Genomic DNA, 20,230 nt, shown 5'->3' on the forward strand with positions numbered 1-20,230 from the left:
AAGCTGTGTATGCCAGTTCATATAGAAAAGCCCCGGCAGCAGCCAGGGCTATACATTAATCTTTATCATCCATTGCGGCCTTCAGCAAATCACCAAGGCTTGTTCCAAAGGACTCTTCCTTCTGGGTATATTTCTGAACAAGTTTTCGTTCTTCGCGTTTGTTGACGGCTTTCTTTTTGTCCTGGGCTTTCTCCACTACATTGCATGGACGGCACTGGAAGTAGGCGCCTGCCTTGCCCTGGTGGATCTCCATTTTTTTGCGGCACTGAGGGCAGCGGCGGTTTGAAAGCTTTGGATCCTTGCGCTTTCGGAAACTGCAATCAAGGTTGGAGCAGACAAGTATTTTTCCGTCCTTTGTATTCCTTTCTTTCAGGAAGGAATCGCATTCCGGACATTTTGAACCCGTGAGATTATGGGCACGGTACGATTTGTCGCTCTTTTTAATTTCAGAAACCAGAGATTGAGTCTGCTTGCGGATGTTCTGCAGAAACTCTTTTGGATTTGCTTTTCCGCGTGCGATTTTCTCCAGCTCCTGCTCCCATTTGGCTGTCAGTTCCGGTGATTTCAGATCTTCATTCACCAGGTCCATCAGCTGTTTGCCCTTTTTAGTCGGAAACAGGCGTCCATTTTGCCTTTCGAGGGCTTCAGTCTCAAGAAGCCGTTCAATGATTTCCGCTCTTGTCGCTGGTGTTCCGAGGCTGTATTTTTCCATCTGGGTCAATATGTCAGCTTCGGAATAGCGAAGAGGCGGTTCAGTGAGCTTTGCAGCGGATTCGGCATTTTGCAGTGTAAAGCTCTGTCCTTTCGAAATGTTCTTCAGGCTCTGTTTTCCTGTCTCTTCTTCAGTGTTCCGCTCAACCTTGCGATAACCGAGGTCGATTATGGCCGTCTCCCTGGCTGTGAATGTCTCACCATTAACATCGATAGCAGCATGGATGGTTTCATACTTATATGGGTTATGAAAAATGGCCAAAAATCTGCGCAGGATCATTTCGTACAGCTTCCGCTCATCAGGAGACAAATCAACGAGATGCACACGTTCTTCAGTCGGAATAATCGCATGGTGATCGGTTACCTTTTCATTATTAAAAACTCTTTTTGCCAGGACCCTGCCCTGATTCGCAAGGATTGGCTTCACTTCGTCCTTATAGGAAGCAGCGATGCCATGAAGGCGATCCATCATGGTTGCTTCCATATCCTTTGTCAAATAGCGTGAGTCTGTCCGTGGATAAGTGACAAGCTTATGCTGCTCATAAAGCTTCTGCAGCACATTCGACGTTTTCTTGGCAGAGAAGCCAAAACGTTTATTCGCATCACGCTGCAGCTCCGTTAAATCATAAGGAAGCGGCTGCGGCTCTGTTTTTTCCTTCCGGTTAATGGACTGGATAACCGCCTTTTGCCCCTTTACTTTGGAAAGGACTCCATCAGCTGTTTCTCTAGCGAAAATGCGCTTTTCACCATTTTTCTCCCAGTCAGCCTGCAGGGGGCCAATGTGGGCGCGAATCGTCCAGTACTCTTTTGGAACAAATTGCTGAATTACTTTTTCCCTTTCCATAACGAGCGCCAGAGTCGGTGTCTGCACCCGGCCTGCGGATAGGGGATCCTTGTATTTAGTCGTCAGAGCCCTTGTGACATTCAGCCCGATGAGCCAATCCGCTTCTGCCCGGCACACAGCGGATTCATAAAGATCTTCAAATTGTTTTCCGGGTTTAAGGTTTTGAAAACCGTCACGGATAGCACGGTCCGTTACAGAGGATATCCATAAGCGCTTGATTGTCTTGCGCCAGCGGATTTTCTCTAATATCCAGCGAGCGACAAGCTCCCCTTCACGGCCTGCATCTGTCGCAATAATTATTTCCTTAACATCCTTCCGCTTTGCAAGGTTTTCAATGGCTTTATACTGGTGACTGGTCTGTTTCATCACCTTCAGGCCCATTTGGTCAGGAATAATCGGCAGATCCTCCAGGTTCCAGTTTTTATATTTGCTGTCATAATGCTCTGGCATCTTTAATTCGATTAAGTGGCCAAGAGCCCAAGTGACGATATATTTATCGCCTTCCATGTAACTTTTATGAGATTGCCGGCATCCCAGTACCCTTGCGATTTCACGGGCAACACTGGGCTTTTCAGCAAGAACAAGTGATTTCATAATGACTCCTTTCAAATCCATTCAGTTCCTTTTGTATCCTAACTAAGTATAGCGGAAAATCATTTATATTTGTAATGGAAGAGGTTATTGTGGACAAAATGATATAGCTGCCATCTAAGCTGTATCGCTTTTCAATAGTCCTGATTCATTCTACAATGAACTTAACAGTTTGTTTACATTTAGAAAGACAAGGTGAAAATAATGAATCAAAAGAATCAGCACTTACTTGATTACATTCAGGAAAACTCGATAAACATCACAGACATGTGGCTGTCCTTAAGGGAGAAACAGAAGGGCTCCATTTATTCTGCGGATGCAGACCCTGTTTATGAACAGCTCCTGAGAGAACAAAATGCTTTTACCAACCGTACCGTTTCATCAGCCTTGCTTGATGACGAAGCAGTGTTTATTGAAAATATGGAGGAGTGGGCCAGAACTGTAGCTGAAAGCAGAGTGGATTCAAGTACCCCCATTTTTCAAGTGCTTGAAGCTTTAGGGACTGTAAGGGAAACCTATTGGCATTTTGTTGAAAAGTTCATTAAAGAAAACCAGTCAGAAGTGACAACAGATGATGTATTAGTATGGAGCAAGACCATTAATAGGGCTTTCGATAAACTGATCAACAAATTTTCGGAAAAGTATTATGAACTGACCACAAGAAGGCTTGTTGCCCAGCAAAGTCTGATCAATGAACTTGGCACTCCAGTCATTCCTGTTAAAGATGACACAGCTGTTCTGCCGCTTATCGGCGATATTGACACCGAGCGTGCGCAAATCCTGCTGGAGGAAATTCCGAAAAAATGTGCAAAAGAAAATATTGAGCATTTATTTATTGATTTATCTGGTGTAGCCATTATTGATACGATGGTTGCCCATCAAATATTTTCTTTAACGACAGCTCTCAAGCTATTAGGGGTCAAATCCACCATTTCCGGCATCAGCCCTGAGGTTGCCCAGACTTCCATTCAGCTCGGCCTGGATTTCACGGGTATTGAAACATATGGAAAACTAAAACATGCTTTAAGAAGACAAGGTGAAAACTTAAGATAGAAAGAAGAACGAAAAGCCGGCAGAACTGCCGGCTATTTATCGCAGTCTAACGGGCAGTAAGACCCCCACTTCAAGACTCAGAGGAATAAAAGGAGGATAAGCGGGGGTCAAACTGCCCGTAAAGGCCCGATTGGTGAGATACAGTGAAACTTGCCGACGCGCAGGCAGAGGCTTAGTTGAACCAATCGGGTTCGTAGTGTCGATTGATCGGAGCGCTAGCGGAGTTCTTAGCGACACTAGAACGCGACTAACAATCAGTGGGGATAAGGAACATCCCCACTGATTGAAGTTTCACTTTATATGGATATAATAAAATACGCTTTACTGTGTTACCATTCTAACAATCTAACTTGTTAAATAATGGGAATTTATTGTTGACATCCCTCCAATAGGAACATAAAATTAATTATATTCAGAAAATATAACAAAAATAGGCTGTGATAAAGATGAGACATCTGACAACAGATAGTGCAAATAATCTTCTAAAAAAGGCTGTATTTCAAACCTGTGTTTGAGATACAGCCTTTTCTTTATCTCGCTAATGTACCGGGGAGGATATAAAATGGAAAAATTGACAGAATCGATGATGACTTTAACTCACGGGGAGGAGAACAGGGTGGTCACTTTAAATGGAAATACTCTTACTTTGTCTGAAGTCAAACGAGTTCTTTTTGAAGGAGTAGAGGCTGCGGCATCAGAGGAAAGCATGCTTCGTGTAAAAAACAGCCATGAAGCCGTAAAGAGAATTGTAAGTGAAGAAAAAGTCATATACGGAATAAACACTGGCTTTGGAAAATTCAGCGATGTAAGAATCGACCAGGGGGATGTCGAGGATCTTCAGCTGAATTTAATCCGTTCGCATGCCTGCGGAGTAGGGGAGCCGTTCCCTGAGTCTGTCTCAAGAGCAATGCTTCTTTTAAGAGCAAATGCCTTATTGAAAGGATTCTCAGGCGTTCGTCCGGTCGTGATCGAAACTCTTTTAGCACTTGTGAATAAAAGTATCCATCCTGTCATTCCGCAGCAGGGCTCTCTTGGAGCAAGCGGAGATTTGGCTCCTTTATCCCACCTGGCATTAGTATTAATGGGAGAAGGGGAAGTATTTTACAAGGGGGAAAGGAAGCCTTCGTTAGAAGTGCTTGTTCAGGAAGGAATAGAGCCTGTAACACTACAGGCGAAGGAAGGGCTTGCTCTCATTAACGGCACGCAGGCGATGACGGCAATGGGAGTCATTGGTTATCTGGAAGCGGAAAAAATCGCTTATCAAAGTGAGCTGATCGCAGCACTTACAATGGAGGGATTGAACGGCATAATTGATGCGTTTGATGAAAACATCCATCAGGCAAGGGGGTATCAGCAGCAGGTAGATACAGCCAGAAGAATAAGGGAATACCTGTCAGGCAGCAGCCTGATCACAAGACAGGGGGAAATCCGGGTGCAGGACGCCTATTCCATCCGCTGCATCCCGCAGGTGCATGGAGCATCCTGGCAGGCTCTTGACTATGTAAAAGAGAAGCTTGAAATCGAAATGAATGCAGCCACAGATAACCCGCTTATTTTTGATAATGGGGAAAGTGTTATTTCCGGCGGAAACTTTCATGGACAGCCAATCGCTCTTGCAATGGACTTTATGAAAATTGCGGCAGCGGAACTGGCCAATATTTCAGAGCGCCGTATTGAAAGGCTGGTTAACCCTCAGCTGAGTGACTTACCGCCATTCTTAAGCCCGGAGCCTGGACTGCAGTCTGGTGCGATGATTCTCCAATATGTTGCAGCATCCCTTGTTTCGGAGAATAAAACACTAGCCCATCCCGCCAGTGTGGATTCGATCCCTTCATCAGGGAATCAGGAAGACCATGTGAGCATGGGAACTATCGGATCCAGACATGCTTACCAGATCATCCAGAATGTCAATAAAGTACTGGCAATTGAACTGATTTGCGCGCTTCAGGCAGCAGAATTCCGCGGCTCTGATAAAATGGCTGATAAAACAAAACGCTTTTACGAAGAAGCAAGAAAAGTGGTGCCTTCCATCACAAAAGACCGCATATTTTCAAAGGATATTGAAGCGTGTGCAGCCTGGCTGAAAGAAGTTGAAATAGACGCAATATAACAGAAGGGGTCTGAATGTTATTCAGGCCCCTTACTTTTTAATCCTTCGCTCTTTCCTCAAGTTCTTTTGCTTCATCTTCTTCAAAGCGGTTTTTAAACGCTTCTTGCGTCACAATAAATTCTTCATCTTCCTGTGCCTCAGTTGTATGGCGTTCAACCATTGTGTGTTCAGGGAATTCCCCCGGGTGATGCTTTCTTTTATGATTAAAATGGACTCCGCGTGACATAATCAGGCTCCTTTCATTATTGAATTTGCATTCTTCCACTATTTTTCCCTCAGGCATCAGGACTATGTACGACTGGTTCGATGAATATTTTCCGTTCAATTTTGATCTTGTTCGCATAAGTATATAGAGCAAAGACGAAAGAGAAAAGGAGGGGGAAAGCCGTGAATGATTCGAATGCTTCCGTGTTCTGTGCGGGAAGGGGAGACCGTGCGCCGGTTTTTATTGCAGATGCTGTCATTGATCATCAAATAAAAAAAGTCAATCTGGAGAACTATATTGGAAAATGGGTGCTGCTGTTTTTTTATCCGAGTGATTTTACATTTGTCTGACCGACAGAATTGGCGGCGGTCGCCGCTGTGAACCCTTATTTAAAAGCCTTAAATTGCGAAGTCATGTCCATCAGTACGGACAGTGTATATGCACATAAAGTATTTAAGGAAACATCTCCGTCATTAAAAAACGTGAATTATCCAATGGTCAGCGACCGGACACATCAAATAAGCAGAGCTTATAGGGTATTGGATGAAAAGTCAGGAGCGGCCATCAGGGCGTCCGTTTTTATCGATCCCAATGGCATTATCGCGGCAAAGCTCATTTACCCTGGAGAAGTCGGGAGAAATCTGCATGAACATGTCAGAATCATGCAGGGAATTCAATATGCGCAGCAGACAGGGAAGGGTGTGCCGGCAAACTGGCAGCCCGGCCAGCAGGGGATTAACAAGGATCCAAACTTAATAGGTAAAATTTAAAAGGAGGAGGCGCGAGCTTTCTCTTCCTATATACATAATTACTTTAATCTGCAGTGCCGAAAATATATAATAAGTACAAATGAAGTGGACAAATGAAGTGGAGGGGGAGCTTGAGTGGACTTTTTTTCTATACTTTCTGAAGAACGCATAAAAAAAGCTTACAAGGACGGCGAGTTTGATAATCTGCCGGGATATGGGAAACCGCTGCCGCCTGATGATTCGTCTTCCGTCCCTGAGAACTTGCGCATGGCCTATCGCATCATGAAGAATGCCGGATTCACTGAGGAAGAAAACCAGGTAAAAAAGGAAATGATGACGATTGAAGACCTGATGAAGAAATGTGAGGATCAGGAAGAAAAGAAGGTACTGCAGAAGAAACTAAACGAAAAGATGCTCCGCTATAACAGCATGATGTCGAAAAGAAGACAAAACACCAACTCATCCCTTTTCAAAAACTACGAAGAAAAAATAAACAATAAATTATTCTAATGAATTAGATGATTGGAATTGAGGAGAACACATGAATAAAGATGAATATATAAAGGTCCTTGAAAAAAGAGTGGAGGAATATGAGGCAGCCATAGCGGATATGACGGCACCCATAATTCCATCGATCATTCCCCAGACGATTCTTGTGCCAATTACTGGGTTGCTCATGGCTGAAAGATTCGAAAAAATTACGGCTAAGATCCTGAAACATATTAGAGACCATGATACAGAGTTTGCTATTATAGATTTTACCGATATTACGGTCGACCGATTAGAGCAGATGTGCCTGTCAGAGCTTGGGGAGCAAATCCGCAATCTGACTGATTCCATTAACCTCATGGGAGTTAAGCCTTACTTTGTAGGGATGACCCCGCAGCTGATAAAGGAAATCGTGTTGTCCGGCATTGAATTAAATGCTGAAACACATGCTAACTTCCAGGCGGCTTTAAAGCATTTAATGAAAATAAACAATCTTGCCTTTCAAAAAGGCTAATCTCGTTAAGTTTGCTGCTTTTGGGCAGGTAACCGCATCTTGCCTCCGAGTTGATTGAAGTGGAGGGCGCTCGCATTCCTCCCCGCGGGTTCGCTGCGTGCCTGGAGTGGAAATCAACGGCCTGAATTCATAGATATTAAAAGATTGATAAAGGTACCTTCAAAAAATCTAGATTCTAAAAGACTCCCCTCCTGAATAGGACAGGGGTTTTTTACATATACAGGCACATTTTCTTTCCGATTGGGGATTTGTCCATGCGAAAACCTCCTCTGGCACATATTCTATAGTATCCATGAGAAAGGAGGTAGACATATGTCGAGAGATTGGAGAAGAAGATTCGAGATTAATGCAGATGAAGTAGAAATCAGAGCCGAAAGAGTTATTGTAAAAGAAGATGATGATCGCCGCCGAGATGATGTGCGTGGAGCGGAAGACCGCCGCAGGAATCACCGCCGAGATGACGATGTAGCTGGAATCGAGGACAATCGCAGAAGACATTGCGGGTGTGGAAGAGACAGTGTGGGCGGAGCAGAAGACGACCGCAGAAGACATCGCCGCGATGATGTACGCGGTGCTGGTGACCTATGGTACAACAGAGATTTAGCTGGATCTGGAAGAGGATGCAGACGCCGCCGAGATGACGATGACCACAGAAGAAGAGGTTTCTGCGGATGCCGCTGGATCTAATATAGTGAAAACAAAGGCAGGGGAAGCACCTCTGCCTTTTATATATGAAAATTTCCCTAAAGAACTGTAAAAATCATCCGAAATTATTAATAGAAGGTTTTAGTGATTTTACATAGAAGGTGTGGCATGCATGGATAAAACAACGATTATTGGAGTTATATTAGGAATCATAGCAGTTGGAGTCGGAATGGTTTTTAAAGGGGTTTCCCCGTCTGTTCTGATTAACCCTGCCGCAATTCTGATCATTATTCTGGGAACTGCCGCAGCTGTGGCCATTGCATTTCCAACGAATGAAATCAAACGTGTACCCAAGCTTTTTGGCATTTTATTTAAAGAAGAAAAGCTGATGAACCCCCCTGAAATGATTAAGATGTTTTCGGATTGGGCTCAGCTGGCAAGAAAAGAAGGATTGCTTGCCCTGGAAGTCAAGACAAGCGAAGTGGAAGATGCTTTTTTAAGAAGCGGCTTATCTCTCGCTGTTGATGGGCAAAGTGCCGATTATATTCGGGATGTATTAAGTGAAGAAATCGAAGCAATGGAAGAAAGGCACCAGGCTGGAGCGCAAATTTTCAGCCAGGCAGGCACGTATGCGCCATCCCTTGGAGTATTGGGAGCCGTTATTGGATTGATTGCAGCACTAGGAAATATGGACGACACCACCACATTGGGACATGCTATAAGTGCGGCATTCGTAGCGACTTTACTGGGGATATTCACCGGTTATGTGTTCTGGCATCCGTTTGCCAATAAGCTAAAGAGAAAGTCCAAGCAGGAAGCAAAAATTAAAAGCATGATGATTGAAGGAATTCTTTCTATTTTAGAAGGGGAAGCACCGCGGGTAATCGAGCAAAAGCTTGCTTCCTATCTTCCTGCAGGAGAACGCCGTAAATTCCTTGAAGAAAGCAGCGTGGCAAAGGATGAGTAGGCGGAAAAAGAAGCAGCATCATGAGGAACATGTAGATGAATCCTGGCTATTGCCGTATGCTGATTTATTAACGCTGCTTCTCGCCCTGTTCATTGTCCTCTTCGCCATGAGTTCAGTGGATGCCCAGAAATTTCAGAAGCTGTCAAAGGCATTCAATGATGTCTTTTCAGGGGGAACGGGCGTCTTTGAATTCCCAAGTCCAATGCCGGAAGGACAAATGCAATCCACGGATGCAGTGTCGGAAAAACCAAGCAAGGATCTCGAGGAAATGGCAGCGCTGGATGAATTGGAAAAAGAAAAATTGAAGCAGGCTGCCGATCAGGAAGAACTGGCAGAGCTGCAGCTAAGAGTCAATGCCTTTATCGAAAATCAAAATCTGGCTGACAAACTGGAAACCTCTTTAACCACGGAAGGACTGCTTGTTTCAATCAGGGATAATGTCCTGTTCGGCTCAGGAAGTGCAGAGGTCCGTGAGCAGGATTTAAAAATGGCTGGTGAAATTGCCGGGCTTCTCATCATGGACCCGCCAAGAAATATCATCATCAGCGGCCATACAGACAATGTCCCGATCCGCAATTCGAACTTCGAGTCCAATTGGGAGCTCAGTGTCATGCGGGCGGTCAACTTTATGAAAATCATCCTGAAAAATGATCAGCTGGACCCGAAGTGGTTCAGTGCCAAAGGCTTTGGGGAATTCCAGCCGGTTGCCGGAAATGACACGAAAGAAGGCAGGGCGAAGAACAGACGGGTAGAGATTTTAATATTGCCAAGAACGGGGAATCAGCCATAGGGGGCTGGTTTCTTTTTTATAAGAAATAAAAAAAGGCTGTCAGCCAGCCGCTTTCCCGGGATCAGTCATTTGCTTCCTGTTCAGTGCTGTCCGGTTTGCACATGCGGTCGACCATTACACCAAATAGAAATACACAGGCGATTGGAATGGAAAAATTCAAAATATGAACAATGGTCATCTGCGAACCTCCCAAAATATATTAATTACATTATATGCCAACGTTCACAAAAAAGACAAATAATTTTCAGAAAATATACACAAGTTAAGATTGCCAAAGAAAAAGAGCCGCAAGGGGCTCTTTATAATGGAAGATCTGCTTCTGAATGAATGGTTTTGGGTTCTGTCTTTCTTCCATGAAGCAGGTAGTATACGAGCAGGCCAAATAACGCTACTCCGGCAAGCATAAAATACAGCGAAGCGAATCCTGTTTTTACCGCAAGTATTCCGAGAACATAGGATCCTAAACCGATCCCTGTATCAAAGAGGGTGAAAAAGGTCGAGGTAGCAAGACCCCGTTTGGCTGGATCGGCCTGCTTGATGGCAACAGTTTGAAGACTCGGAACAATCGTGCCATACCCCAATCCGATTACTGCACCTGACAGCAGAAATACAAAGGTACTGTTGGCCTGGCTGAGCAAAAACAATCCTGCCGCAAACAGAATAATCGCTGGATAGATCACTTTATTTTCTCCGTACGTATCAAACCAGCGGCCTGTAAATGGGCGGGACATAATAATGAACGCCGCATATACCACGAAAAAGAAGCTCGCGGCTTCAAGCAAATCAAGCTCCTTCGCATAAACGGAAATAAAGGATAGAATTCCTGAGTACGCGAAAGCAAGGATGCCAGCTGAAATCGCAACAGGAACGGCATTTTTTTCGAATAAGCTTGATAGTGTGAAATTCGGATGCTTCACAGAGCTTTCTGCTGTTTGCGGTATTTTAACAAAAGCACCCAGCACTATCGCAATAAATGATAAAACGGTGCATAACGCAAAAATCCATGTGAAGCTTGCGTATTGAACAATCGTCAAACCGGCAAACGGGCCGATGACCATAGCCAGATTCATGAACATGGCATAATAGCCAAGCCCTTCGCCTCTCCGCACATCCGGCACAATTTCAGCAACAATCGCTCCAGTCGCTGTGGTGGCCATGCCAAAACCTGCACCATGAAGGAATCTTAGAGCTAAAAGTGCAGGCATAGTGTCAGCCCAAAAATAAAGAAGAGATGAGACAGCAAACACAATCAGGGAAGCAAGCAGAATCTTTCGCTGTCCAACCTCGTCAATCCATTTTCCTGTAAACGGCCTGCTGATCACGGCAGCAATCAAAAAGACCGAAATAATCAGGCCAACCTGTGTTTCGTCCCCTTTCAGATCATCCAAAATATAAAGGGGAAGCGTTGTGAGCAACACATAAAACCCCATAAACAAGAAAAAACTCGTAACAGAAATACTCAAAAAATCCTTCGTCCATAATGGCTGTTTCTTCATGTTGTCCTCCTAACAATGAAGGTACCAGGTACCTATACCAATATCGTGAATTGGTCTAGGTGCCTGGTACCATATTTTCTCTCATTTTTGCCATAAGTCTGATCATCGTGCTGATTTCTTCTTCCGTAATGTTCTGCAGGACATTGCTTTCGCTTGATCTTACTGCGGCAAGCCAATTGTCGTATTCCTGGATGGCTGCATCAGTCAGTGAAATCAGTTTTTCGCGTTTGTCCTTACCGGATGTTCTGGTGATCCAGCCTGATTTCTCAAGACGGGCCAATGTCCTGGTCATGGTCGGAGCTTCAACTCCCAAATAAGAGGAAATCTCTTTTTGAGTGCTTGGTCCTCCGGTTTTCAGACGGTAGATAATTGTCCATTGGGCAGCATATAAACCAAGTGGCACCAGACTTTCATTAAGTACTTTGGAAAAGTGGCGTGTAAATTGGTTGATGGAATGAAAAAATTCACTTTGATTAGGGTGCATTGGTTTCACCTGCTTAAAATAGTTACCTAGCTAACTATACAGGATTTTCAAGAAAATGTCTACCTCACATATTTCTTTGCTAACTAAGTGTTTAACTGGCAAATGAAAGGGAATGAAATAACAAGGGCATCTGTGCATAACAATAAGGGGGAAATTTTTTTGGATAAGTTATTAGAAGTCGTAGGAGATATTTCAGGATGGCTGTGGGGATATCCCATCATCCTATTATTAGCTGGAACAGGTCTGTATTTAACCTTTTTGCTGGGTTTCTTCCAGTTCCGTTATCCGGTATATATTTTTAAACAGACATTCGGAAGTGTTTTTAAAAAGCCGAAGGGAAAAGGAACCGTTACACCGCTGCAGGCACTCACTTCAGCACTGGCTTCCACCATTGGAGCTGCGAATATTGTAGGTGTGCCCGCAGCCATCATGTTTGGCGGTCCTGGTGCCGTGTTTTGGATGTGGATCATTGCGTTAATAGGAATGTCCATTAAGTTCTCAGAAAGTGTCCTGGCCATCAAGTACAGAGAGAAAAATGAAGATGGAGAATATGTGGGCGGCCCAATGTATTACATGACAAAAGGGCTTAACATGAAGTGGCTTGGTGTGATATTTGCCTTTGCGCTCATGATCGAATTAATCCCAAGCATCATGGTTCAGGGTAATGCCGTAGCATCTGCGGTTGGCGAGACTTTTAAGATTGATGGCCTTTATACAGGCATCGCTGTAGCCTTACTGGTTTCATTGGTTGTTTTTGGCGGAATTCAGAGAATCGGCAAAGTAACTGAGATCTTCGTTCCGTTTATGGCTCTTATTTATGTAGGAGCAGCTTTAGTGGTTTTATTTATGAATTTGGGCAAGCTTCCTGAAGTGTTGGAATTAATCTTCACTTATGCGTTTCAGCCAATGTCTGCAATAGGCGGATTTGCCGGTGCGGCAATTGGCGAAATCATTCGCTGGGGATTTGCAAGAGGATTATATTCCAATGAGGCAGGACTCGGAACCGCTCCGATTGCCCATGCTGCTGCCACAACCGATCACCCGGTGCGCCAGGGCTTCTGGGCGATTGTCGGTATTGTTGTTGATACGCTGATTGTGTGTACCGCCACTGCATTTGTTGTGCTTTCATCAGGTGTGTGGACAAGGGAAGGGGCAATGAAGGATCCTTCAGCCCTGACGGCAGCGGCATTTACGGAGTACTTTGGATCATTTGGAGGTATTCTCGTAGCTATATCACTCGTATTTTTTGTCATTTCAACGATCATTGTCGTCGTCTTTTATGGATCCAAAATGGCAGAATTCCTTTTTGGCTCTTTTGCCGGAAAAGCCATCAAAGTCGTTTACATTGCTGCCATTGTTCTTGGTTCAGTAGGAGCGGCGAAAACGATCTGGCAATTCCTTGATCTGGCTCTTGCCATGATCTTAATACCGAACATCGTGGCTGTCCTCCTTCTAAGCAAAGAGGTCAAACAGCTGAAAAACGAGTTTTTCACTTCAGAAAAGTATTATTTAAAGGATATTAAAAAAGACGATAAGGCTGCGTAAAGCTTGGTCTTCCGCCTAAGGCGGGAGGCTTTTTTATTATCTCTGCAAATTTTTCGAAAAATAACACTTGTTTTACAAATAGACATAAGTTTATAATATAGACAAAAGTTTAATAAGGCAGGGCTGGTCAATTATGAATGATAAAGAACTATTGATTTTGCAGCTGATTAAAGAGGATCCTTTTATTGCCCAAAACGAGCTGGCTGAAAAAACGGGGCTCTCAAGGTCCGCTGTTGCCGGCTATATCTCTTCACTGACCAAGCAGGGGAAAATTCTCGGCAGAGCCTATGTTCTGCCGCAAAAGAAAGAAGTGCTTTGTGTGGGAGGAGCCAATGTTGACAGGAAAATCCAAACAACCGGGCAGCTCCAATTCGGAACATCGAACCCTGCAGAAAGCTCCCAATCCTGCGGCGGAGTGGCCCGCAACATTGCTGAAAACCTTGGCAGGCTGGGCTGTGATGTGGGTTTGATGACCGTAGTGGGAGATGATCCGGAAGGCGAATGGCTTCTGGAATATACGAAAGCTTTTGCTGATATCACTCCTTCACAGTCGCTGGCAGGGTCTACCACTGGTACTTATACAGCAGTGCTTGACCTTGAAGGAGAAATGGCTGTAGCACTCGCTGATATGTCCATTTATGAAAGCGTTAACAGAGAGTTTGTCGAGAAAAAGTGGGGTTACCTGGCATCATCCGAAATGGTGATTCTCGATACAAACTTCCCGCCCAAGGTTCTGGAACAGATTATTAAAAGGTGTTATGAAGAGAACATTCCGCTTTGCATTACACCTGTTTCAGCACCAAAAATAAAAAATCTGCCGGAAGACCTGAAAGGTGTTACCTGGCTGATTGCCAACAAAAATGAAGCAGAAGCACTAACAGGGAAAGAGATCAGCAATGAAGGAGACTTCTTTAAGGCGGCACAGGAGATTATGAAAAAAGGTGTTGAAAAAGTCGTCATCAGCCGGGGAGATAAAGGACTGATCTATTTTACAAACAGGGGTGAAGCAGGTGTGCAGCTTCCTCCGAAGGTGAAAATTGCTGATGTGACAGGGGCAGGGGACTCGCTTGTATCGGGTATTATTTTTGCCCATTTAAAAGGCCTTAGCACTGAGGATGCCTGCAAAATCGGCATGTCCTGCTCGATGCTTACTCTCCAGTCCCTTGAAACCGTTAACCCTAATTTAAACAACACACGCTTGCAGGAAACATTCAAACAATATTTCGACTAAGGAGAAGTGACATCATGTTAGAAAAATGGCTTGAGTACTCAGAAGAAGTGTTAGAAGCAAAGAAAGCAAATAAACCGGTTGTTGCCCTTGAATCCACCATCATTTCACATGGAATGCCATACCCTCAAAACGTTCAGACAGCAAAAGAGGTAGAGGAAATCATCCGCAAAAACGGTGCTGTACCTGCAACCATTGCCATTTTAAACGGTAAAATTAAAATTGGTCTTTCAGATGAGGAGCTGGAGTTCCTGGCCCAAAGCAGGGACGTTGAAAAAGCAAGCCGCCGCGACCTTCCATACTTAGTTGCTAAGAAGAAAAATGGTGCCACAACTGTAGCGGCCACCATGATCTGTGCAGAGCTTGCCGGCATTGAAGTGTTTGTCACAGGCGGAATAGGCGGAGTTCACCGCGAAGCTGAAACCACAATGGACATCTCAGCTGACCTTCAGGAGCTTGCAATGACCAATGTTGCCGTAATCTGTGCAGGTGCGAAATCAATCCTGGATATTGGTTTGACGCTTGAATACTTAGAAACCAACGGCGTTCCGGTCGTTGGCTTTGAAACAGATGTATTGCCCGCCTTCTACACACGCACAAGTCCGTTCAGTGTAAACTACCGGGTGGACAATGCAGAAGAAGCAGCCGAAATGATCCGCACAAAATGGGAGCTGGGCTTAAAAGGCGGCGTTGTCATCGCTAACCCGATCCCTGAAAAAGATGCGCTGGAAGAGGCATTAATTACTGGGGTTATTGAAACAGCTTTAAAAGAAGCGAATGAAAACAATATCGCAGGGAAAAAAGTGACTCCATTCCTTCTGGGGAAAGTGAAGGAATTGACAGAAGGCAGAAGCTTGATAGCGAATATTGCATTGGTGAAGCATAATGCCGAAGTGGGATCGAAGATTGCTGTTAGTTTGAATAAGTAAAGGGAAAAGCCAGGCTTGGGAAGTCTGGCTTTTTATATTGATAGCATGATAGCTGTGATGATGATGGCTAAATATAATAGTAATCTTAAGAAATTGATCATCTGGCTCTGTCCCTTCTGGAAACCCATATATTAGATGATATGTACAGGTTCAAATATGGGGGAAGGGTGTTTGTCTATATGCAGTAAAAAGGGCACTTTCCTGGGGAAAGAGCCTCTTAATTTTGTATTCTTTTAGCATTCAGGATATATCGGGAGGGGGCATTGCCCACATATGAGAAGGGATAGCAGGTGGAAACAGTGAGAAATTCGTTAGGAGCGGTGGATCGGATCACAGTGGTATCATCTGCATCAACAATCTTCGAATCGGTAATTTCATATGTAAACTCACCATATGGCATGCTGACTAGGAAAATATCACCGATTTCAAGTTCGCCGAGGCTGCGAAACACCGTATCCCGATGCCCTGATAATAAAATCTGGTTGGGCTGCCCTGGAAATACAGTTGTGGAGTAATGGCCAACCCCTTTTTCCAGCTCATCCTCATCGGTTCCTTCTATTATGGGAAGTTCAGCTTTCAAACGGGGAATTTTTAAAATGCCAATGACTTCACCCTGCTCAAAGGAAACATCTAAAGGCTGTTCTGTTTGAAGAACATTTTTGCTTTCTTTTTTTACTCCATTTTGAATTCTATCTTTTGCCAGGGTTAAAGAATCTTTGGTTTTCTTCTCCTGAGCATACATTTCCTGCAGAGAGAACAGGACCAAACTGCCTCCGATTAAGATAAGGAAGGAGGCAGCTACAATCAGCAAACGGCCTCTAACCTTCAATTAAACTTTACCCCCGTTCATCTTCTTAAATTTAATAAACTCCAAATAATAGGAGAAATCCTCTTTTGTGATACCCTGCCTGATTGCTTCTTTGACAAGGGAAACCCACTCTTCATCCAGCTTATGCAAGTCGGTAATGTCCTCTTTGTTCTCTTCTAGCAGATCCTCAAGATTAGCATCCAGTGTCCTGGCGATCCGCGATAAAACCTGCAGTGAAGGATTCTCCTGTATGCCTCTCTCAATATAGCTCAAATACGATTTGGATACCTCCGCTTTTTCAGAAAGCTCATTAATTGAGTATCCCTTTTTAATCCTTAAACTTTTAATCCGGTCACCTATCATAGGCATAATACTCCCTTAACATAAAATATAAAGATATTTTCATTATAACGAACAAATTGTTCAATAAAAAATACAAAATAATGAGAATTCTTGAGCTATTTTTAGAAAAAGAACGAAAAACGTTCTTTAAAACGAAAAAACGGCTGAATTTGGAATTGTTCAAAAACAGTTAGTTAGTCCTAGACTATTCCTAAGGAGTAATGTAAATGCATGGCATTAAGAAGCTTAATCGGGAATAAATATGTTATTTAGTAAGGTAGGTGGGGGTTAATGTATAAAAAGGTTTGTAATCACTGTAAAAAGTCTTCTTTTAGCAGCAGTGAAATTGGAAAGTGGATTTGTCCTATTTGTGGTTCGGACTTAACAGGTAATCCGTTTTTTGATGCTATGACAAGGGAAAGAGTTTTTGTTTCTTACGCTTTTAAGACATTAGTTCCACATAGTGGAGTAAAACAGATAAGCAGAAATTATAGAAAAAGGATTGGTCTTTCTTTCTATTCCAAAATGAATATTAATCCTTAGACTAATTTTTTGCCCGATTTAAATTATTTTAATGATACTTATTAAAATCAGTAACAAATTGTCGAGATATAAACTAATTTAATATTAAAATAATTCATAACATTGACAAAAAATGACATAATTATCAATATGGACATAGTAGAATACACCTATAGGAAAATAATAGTAAAGACACAGAAAAGGGCAAACTCATTGAAAAATGAGGACGCAAAGTCACAGGTCTAAGGTATTGAAGGATACTAGGATGGCTGGATTGCCTGGAATACGAATCGTATTTTGGGGGGAAAAGAGTGATTAACACAAAGGTACAAACTGAGCAATTAGATCAGGATTGGATCCAGCTTATTAATGAGGCAAAGAATTTGGGCATTGAGAAAGAAGAACTCAAAAGGTTCTTTCTAGAGAACTCGGCAAAAGAGCGATTGGTGAGAAATTAATAAAATGTTAATTGTCTAAGTATTTCTTAAAAGGAGAAAGTGTTCCTTTAAGGAATGCTTTTTATTTTTGTGTTGTTTTATATAAAGAACAAAATGTTCTAAATAAATTACAAAATAGTAAGAAAACTAGAGATAAATAAAGAAAATATGAGAAAAACGTTCTTTAAAACGAAAAAACAGCAATATTTGGGGTTTTCCAATTTTAAAACCATGGAATATACTCAAATTACAAGTTCTTTAAAACGAACAAATATTAACGAAATAAAGATATAACCAATAGGAGGGACTCCATGAGTGATTACTTGAGTCGCAAAAACAAATCACGAAAACTGCGGTTTAAGAAAAATAAAAAGCTAAAGCTTGTGGCTAACTTGTGGGTTTGTTACTTCTTGCTAATAGGTTTTAGCTACTTAGTATCTGATACATATTCGGCGTTTAATGACACAGAAAGTATATCGGAAACAATTGGTGCCGCAAAAGACTTTTGTGAAGGCGATGATGAATACACCAAAAAAAATTGCAAGGACAATGCTGGTATAGGAAACGGAAAAGATCCAGCAGATGGTGAAGATACCGGTGAAAAATGCGATCCTGATAACCCTGCACATGGGAAAGATTGTCCGGAAGGAAATGATCAAAATGAAGGTCAGGGCCCAGGCAATAAAAATGGTGGAGGCCAGGGCAATGAAAATAGCGGAGGCAAGGGCAATGAAAATAGCGGAGGCAAGGGCAATGGAAATGGCGGAGGCCAGGGCAGCGAAAATAGTGGAGGCCAGGGCAGTGAAAATGGCGGAGGCCAGGGCAATGAAAATGGCGGAGGCCAGAGCAGCGAAAATGGCGGAGGCCAGGGCAATGGAAATGGCGGAGGCCAGAGCAGCGAAAATGGCGGAGGCCAGGGCAATGGAAATGGCGGAGGCCAGGGCAGTGAAAATGGTGAAGGCCAAGACAGCGAAAATAGCGGAGGCGAAGGTAACGACAAAGTAGAAGACCAAGGCAGCAGTAATAACGAAGATCAAGATAAAGTTAACAACAGTGAAAATAGCAGCGATTCTAGTGGGAGTCAAGAATCAGGAACAGAAGCTAATACCAGCAAAAAAACAGAAAATGAGAGTGTAAACTCATCTGGAGAAGAAGAATCTTCTGCGATTGGTGAAAAGAAAAACAACTAAAATTAAAAAACTTGAGGTGAATGTAATGAAACTAGTTATGAAGGTTTTGAGTAACACCTTAACTATCCTGTTATTTTTGCTGCTGTTAACGATGGTATTCATAGTCATATCTTCCAAAGCGTCTGGAGGGGAACCACAGATCTTTGGGAATCAACTGAAAACTGTTTTATCAGGTTCAATGGAACCAACCTTTAAAACAGGTTCTATTATAGCAGTAAAACCAGTTGATGATCCATCTACTATAAAAAAAGATGATGTCATCACATATGTTCAAGAAGATGGAACTTTTGTAACTCACAGAGTAATAGAATTAATAAAAAATGGCGAGAACATCATGTTCCAGACAAAAGGTGACAATAACGAAGACATGGATAGTCAGCCAGTCTTATCTCAAAATGTATCTGCCGTATACACCGGTATTACTATCCCTTACTTAGGATATTTAATAGATTTTGCAAAATCAAGCAAAGGTACAGCAATGCTGCTGATTATTCCCGGAATTCTATTGTTGGGATACTCAGGTCTAACAATCTATCAAGCAATTAGAGAAATTGATAAAAACAGCAAGCCACAAACAGATCAGAAAACTGCTTAATTTGGTTGATTCTCTTATGGAAACGTAAGAGTCAATATAAAAAATTACATACCTCGTATAACGAGGGAGAAACCAGGGAGGAATAAAGAAATGTCAATTAAAAAGAAATTAGGTTTAGGTGTAGCATCAGCAGTACTTGGAGTGTCATTGGTAGGTGGAGGAACTTGGGCAGCGTTTAACGATACTGCTACTATTAATAACCATTTTGCGTCGGGTACTTTGGACTTGGAGGTTGGAAAGAGTGGCCAGAAGCCGATCAGCTTTGATTTAACAAATATGAAACCTGGGGACAATGTTCAAAGAATCTTCAAGCTTAATAACAATGGTTCGTTAGCTATTAAAGAAGTATTACTAAATGTAACTGCAGAAAATTTCATTGATGATCTAACTACTGAAAATGGCGGTTCAAACAGCAAAGAAGAATATTTATCTCAATTTGAAGTTAATTTTATGTCAGCTGATACGGAATCCGCTGCCTGGGAACCTACAGGTGATATCGTTAAATCAGGTTCAAAGTTAACTTTAGCAGATCTTGTAGCAGGTCCTTCTGCATATGAAAGTAAAATCAATAGCGCATATCTAGCAACAGATGGTACTAAGAGAATCAATTTAGCACCTTTAACGGTTGCTGCTAGTGGATTAGATTATAAAGGTCTTCCTGTCAATCCTACTGATACAGATGATGTATTTATTCAAATTACATTTAAAAACGACAAAACTAAAACAGATGGTAAAAATTATAACCAAAATAAATTCCAAGGAGATAAAATTGACTTCTTCTTTAATCTTGAAGCAACTCAATGGGATGGTGTACATGTAGATTCACATAATGGAAATGGAGCAATAAATAATGATGTTCAAGGGTCTGCAGATGGTACAACCATGCCTAATCCTGTAACTGAAGGCAATGCAACAAAAGCGGAAGAAGTGTCTGATAATTAATTTATTAATTAACTAATTATAATTATAAAATGTGAAAAGGTGGG

Annotated in this window: 22 protein-coding genes and 1 riboswitch; of the genes, 16 read left to right on the top strand and 6 right to left on the bottom strand. The window is 42.6% G+C overall.

Annotated features, from left to right (window positions below; translation table 11 throughout):
* Positions 1-55: 55 nt before the first annotated feature.
* Positions 56-2,149 (bottom strand): DNA topoisomerase III, encoded by a 2,094-nt coding sequence (locus AC3WTL_RS00230; protein ID WP_492368740.1) that lies wholly within the window; start codon positions 2,147-2,149, stop codon positions 56-58.
* 201 nt (positions 2,150-2,350) lie between these two features.
* Between AC3WTL_RS00230 and AC3WTL_RS00235 the strand changes: the two genes are divergently transcribed.
* Positions 2,351-3,199, top strand: coding sequence for an STAS domain-containing protein (locus tag AC3WTL_RS00235; protein ID WP_248348794.1), 849 nt, complete (start codon positions 2,351-2,353; stop codon positions 3,197-3,199).
* Between the two features lie 616 nt (positions 3,200-3,815).
* A complete protein-coding gene (gene hutH, locus AC3WTL_RS00240; RefSeq protein ID WP_248349315.1) occupies positions 3,816-5,309 on the top strand; it encodes a histidine ammonia-lyase in 1,494 nt (497 codons plus the stop codon).
* A gap of 37 nt (positions 5,310-5,346) precedes the next feature.
* On the opposite strand, the gene AC3WTL_RS00245 is transcribed toward hutH, so the two are convergent.
* Positions 5,347-5,535, bottom strand: coding sequence for a hypothetical protein (locus AC3WTL_RS00245; RefSeq protein ID WP_159346951.1), 189 nt, complete (start codon positions 5,533-5,535; stop codon positions 5,347-5,349).
* Between the two features lie 161 nt (positions 5,536-5,696).
* Here AC3WTL_RS00245 and AC3WTL_RS00250 point away from each other — a divergent pair, with 161 nt between their 5' ends.
* The 6 genes from AC3WTL_RS00250 to motB all read left to right on the top strand — a co-directional run bounded on the left by AC3WTL_RS00250 (position 5,697) and on the right by motB (position 9,668).
* Complete coding sequence (locus AC3WTL_RS00250; RefSeq protein WP_435869263.1) at positions 5,697-6,284, top strand: peroxiredoxin; 588 nt, start codon at positions 5,697-5,699, stop codon at positions 6,282-6,284.
* Between the two features lie 114 nt (positions 6,285-6,398).
* The gene (locus tag AC3WTL_RS00255; protein ID WP_492368741.1) at positions 6,399-6,773 is read left to right on the top strand and encodes a DnaJ family domain-containing protein; all 375 of its coding nucleotides are present in this window, start codon (positions 6,399-6,401) and stop codon (positions 6,771-6,773) included.
* Positions 6,774-6,804: 31 nt separating this feature from the next.
* The gene (locus tag AC3WTL_RS00260; RefSeq protein ID WP_492368742.1) at positions 6,805-7,266 is read left to right on the top strand and encodes an STAS domain-containing protein; all 462 of its coding nucleotides are present in this window, start codon (positions 6,805-6,807) and stop codon (positions 7,264-7,266) included.
* A 312-nt stretch (positions 7,267-7,578) separates the two neighbouring features.
* On the top strand, positions 7,579-7,953 hold the full coding sequence (locus AC3WTL_RS00265; RefSeq protein ID WP_492368743.1) for a hypothetical protein: 375 nt from the start codon (positions 7,579-7,581) through the stop codon (positions 7,951-7,953).
* Between the two features lie 130 nt (positions 7,954-8,083).
* Positions 8,084-8,878: a flagellar motor stator protein MotA gene (gene motA / locus AC3WTL_RS00270; RefSeq protein WP_048011976.1), complete on the top strand. Its 795-nt coding sequence runs from the start codon at positions 8,084-8,086 to the stop codon at positions 8,876-8,878.
* On the top strand, positions 8,871-9,668 hold the full coding sequence (gene motB / locus AC3WTL_RS00275) for a flagellar motor protein MotB (protein WP_222498594.1): 798 nt from the start codon (positions 8,871-8,873) through the stop codon (positions 9,666-9,668). The genes motA and motB overlap by 8 nt, the downstream gene beginning before the upstream one ends.
* Positions 9,669-9,967: 299 nt before the next feature.
* Here motB and AC3WTL_RS00280 read toward each other — a convergent pair whose 3' ends face one another.
* Positions 9,968-11,164: an MFS transporter gene (locus AC3WTL_RS00280; protein ID WP_492368744.1), complete on the bottom strand. Its 1,197-nt coding sequence runs from the start codon at positions 11,162-11,164 to the stop codon at positions 9,968-9,970.
* Between the two features lie 55 nt (positions 11,165-11,219).
* Positions 11,220-11,648, bottom strand: a complete 429-nt coding sequence (locus AC3WTL_RS00285) for a MarR family winged helix-turn-helix transcriptional regulator (RefSeq protein ID WP_197247395.1) — start codon at positions 11,646-11,648, stop codon at positions 11,220-11,222.
* Positions 11,649-11,807: 159 nt separating this feature from the next.
* On the opposite strand from AC3WTL_RS00285, the gene AC3WTL_RS00290 reads away from it, so the two are divergent.
* The 3 genes from AC3WTL_RS00290 to AC3WTL_RS00300 all read left to right on the top strand — a co-directional run bounded on the left by AC3WTL_RS00290 (position 11,808) and on the right by AC3WTL_RS00300 (position 15,350).
* On the top strand, positions 11,808-13,193 hold the full coding sequence (locus tag AC3WTL_RS00290) for an alanine/glycine:cation symporter family protein (RefSeq protein WP_492368745.1): 1,386 nt from the start codon (positions 11,808-11,810) through the stop codon (positions 13,191-13,193).
* A 133-nt stretch (positions 13,194-13,326) separates the two neighbouring features.
* Entirely contained in the window at positions 13,327-14,424 is a 1,098-nt protein-coding gene (locus tag AC3WTL_RS00295) for a carbohydrate kinase (RefSeq protein WP_492368746.1), read from the top strand.
* Positions 14,425-14,438: 14 nt separating this feature from the next.
* On the top strand, positions 14,439-15,350 hold the full coding sequence (locus tag AC3WTL_RS00300) for a pseudouridine-5'-phosphate glycosidase (protein ID WP_492368747.1): 912 nt from the start codon (positions 14,439-14,441) through the stop codon (positions 15,348-15,350).
* 217 nt (positions 15,351-15,567) lie between these two features.
* On the opposite strand, the gene srtD is transcribed toward AC3WTL_RS00300, so the two are convergent.
* Both srtD and AC3WTL_RS00310 read right to left on the bottom strand, forming a co-directional pair.
* Positions 15,568-16,179 carry a class D sortase, LPxTATN-specific gene (gene srtD, locus AC3WTL_RS00305; protein WP_492368748.1) on the bottom strand — a complete coding sequence of 204 codons (612 nt, stop codon included), beginning with the start codon at positions 16,177-16,179 and terminating at the stop codon, positions 15,568-15,570.
* Positions 16,180-16,521 (bottom strand): helix-turn-helix domain-containing protein, encoded by a 342-nt coding sequence (locus tag AC3WTL_RS00310; RefSeq protein ID WP_492368749.1) that lies wholly within the window; start codon positions 16,519-16,521, stop codon positions 16,180-16,182.
* A gap of 270 nt (positions 16,522-16,791) precedes the next feature.
* Here AC3WTL_RS00310 and AC3WTL_RS00315 point away from each other — a divergent pair, with 270 nt between their 5' ends.
* From AC3WTL_RS00315 to AC3WTL_RS00335, 5 genes are all read left to right on the top strand, one after another.
* Complete coding sequence (locus AC3WTL_RS00315) at positions 16,792-17,043, top strand: hypothetical protein (protein ID WP_492368750.1); 252 nt, start codon at positions 16,792-16,794, stop codon at positions 17,041-17,043.
* Positions 17,044-17,215: 172 nt separating this feature from the next.
* Positions 17,216-17,304, top strand: a riboswitch (cyclic di-GMP riboswitch).
* A 29-nt stretch (positions 17,305-17,333) separates the two neighbouring features.
* On the top strand, positions 17,334-17,480 hold the full coding sequence (locus AC3WTL_RS00320; RefSeq protein ID WP_222498609.1) for an anti-repressor SinI family protein: 147 nt from the start codon (positions 17,334-17,336) through the stop codon (positions 17,478-17,480).
* 290 nt (positions 17,481-17,770) lie between these two features.
* Positions 17,771-18,649, top strand: coding sequence for a hypothetical protein (locus tag AC3WTL_RS00325; protein WP_492368751.1), 879 nt, complete (start codon positions 17,771-17,773; stop codon positions 18,647-18,649).
* Positions 18,650-18,674: 25 nt separating this feature from the next.
* Positions 18,675-19,244, top strand: coding sequence for a signal peptidase I SipW (sipW, locus tag AC3WTL_RS00330; protein ID WP_492368752.1), 570 nt, complete (start codon positions 18,675-18,677; stop codon positions 19,242-19,244).
* A gap of 90 nt (positions 19,245-19,334) precedes the next feature.
* A complete protein-coding gene (locus tag AC3WTL_RS00335; RefSeq protein ID WP_492368753.1) occupies positions 19,335-20,186 on the top strand; it encodes a TasA family protein in 852 nt (283 codons plus the stop codon).
* Positions 20,187-20,230: the final 44 nt, after the last annotated feature.

The sequence above is a fragment of the Cytobacillus sp. EB106-05-05-XG126 genome (assembly GCF_058791715.1).

Coding starts and splice junctions, on each gene's coding strand:
- AC3WTL_RS00285 (WP_197247395.1), bottom strand. CDS start 11,648: ATGCACCCTAATCAAAGTGAATTTTTTCATTCCATCAACCAATTTACA.
- AC3WTL_RS00260 (WP_492368742.1), top strand. CDS start 6,805: ATGAATAAAGATGAATATATAAAGGTCCTTGAAAAAAGAGTGGAGGAA.
- AC3WTL_RS00230 (WP_492368740.1), bottom strand. CDS start 2,149: ATGAAATCACTTGTTCTTGCTGAAAAGCCCAGTGTTGCCCGTGAAATC.
- AC3WTL_RS00265 (WP_492368743.1), top strand. CDS start 7,579: ATGTCGAGAGATTGGAGAAGAAGATTCGAGATTAATGCAGATGAAGTA.
- AC3WTL_RS00245 (WP_159346951.1), bottom strand. CDS start 5,535: ATGTCACGCGGAGTCCATTTTAATCATAAAAGAAAGCATCACCCGGGG.
- AC3WTL_RS00295 (WP_492368746.1), top strand. CDS start 13,327: ATGAATGATAAAGAACTATTGATTTTGCAGCTGATTAAAGAGGATCCT.
- sipW (WP_492368752.1), top strand. CDS start 18,675: ATGAAACTAGTTATGAAGGTTTTGAGTAACACCTTAACTATCCTGTTA.
- AC3WTL_RS00310 (WP_492368749.1), bottom strand. CDS start 16,521: ATGATAGGTGACCGGATTAAAAGTTTAAGGATTAAAAAGGGATACTCA.
- AC3WTL_RS00325 (WP_492368751.1), top strand. CDS start 17,771: ATGAGTGATTACTTGAGTCGCAAAAACAAATCACGAAAACTGCGGTTT.
- AC3WTL_RS00280 (WP_492368744.1), bottom strand. CDS start 11,164: ATGAAGAAACAGCCATTATGGACGAAGGATTTTTTGAGTATTTCTGTT.
- AC3WTL_RS00315 (WP_492368750.1), top strand. CDS start 16,792: ATGTATAAAAAGGTTTGTAATCACTGTAAAAAGTCTTCTTTTAGCAGC.
- AC3WTL_RS00235 (WP_248348794.1), top strand. CDS start 2,351: ATGAATCAAAAGAATCAGCACTTACTTGATTACATTCAGGAAAACTCG.
- motA (WP_048011976.1), top strand. CDS start 8,084: ATGGATAAAACAACGATTATTGGAGTTATATTAGGAATCATAGCAGTT.
- AC3WTL_RS00335 (WP_492368753.1), top strand. CDS start 19,335: ATGTCAATTAAAAAGAAATTAGGTTTAGGTGTAGCATCAGCAGTACTT.
- motB (WP_222498594.1), top strand. CDS start 8,871: ATGAGTAGGCGGAAAAAGAAGCAGCATCATGAGGAACATGTAGATGAA.
- AC3WTL_RS00300 (WP_492368747.1), top strand. CDS start 14,439: ATGTTAGAAAAATGGCTTGAGTACTCAGAAGAAGTGTTAGAAGCAAAG.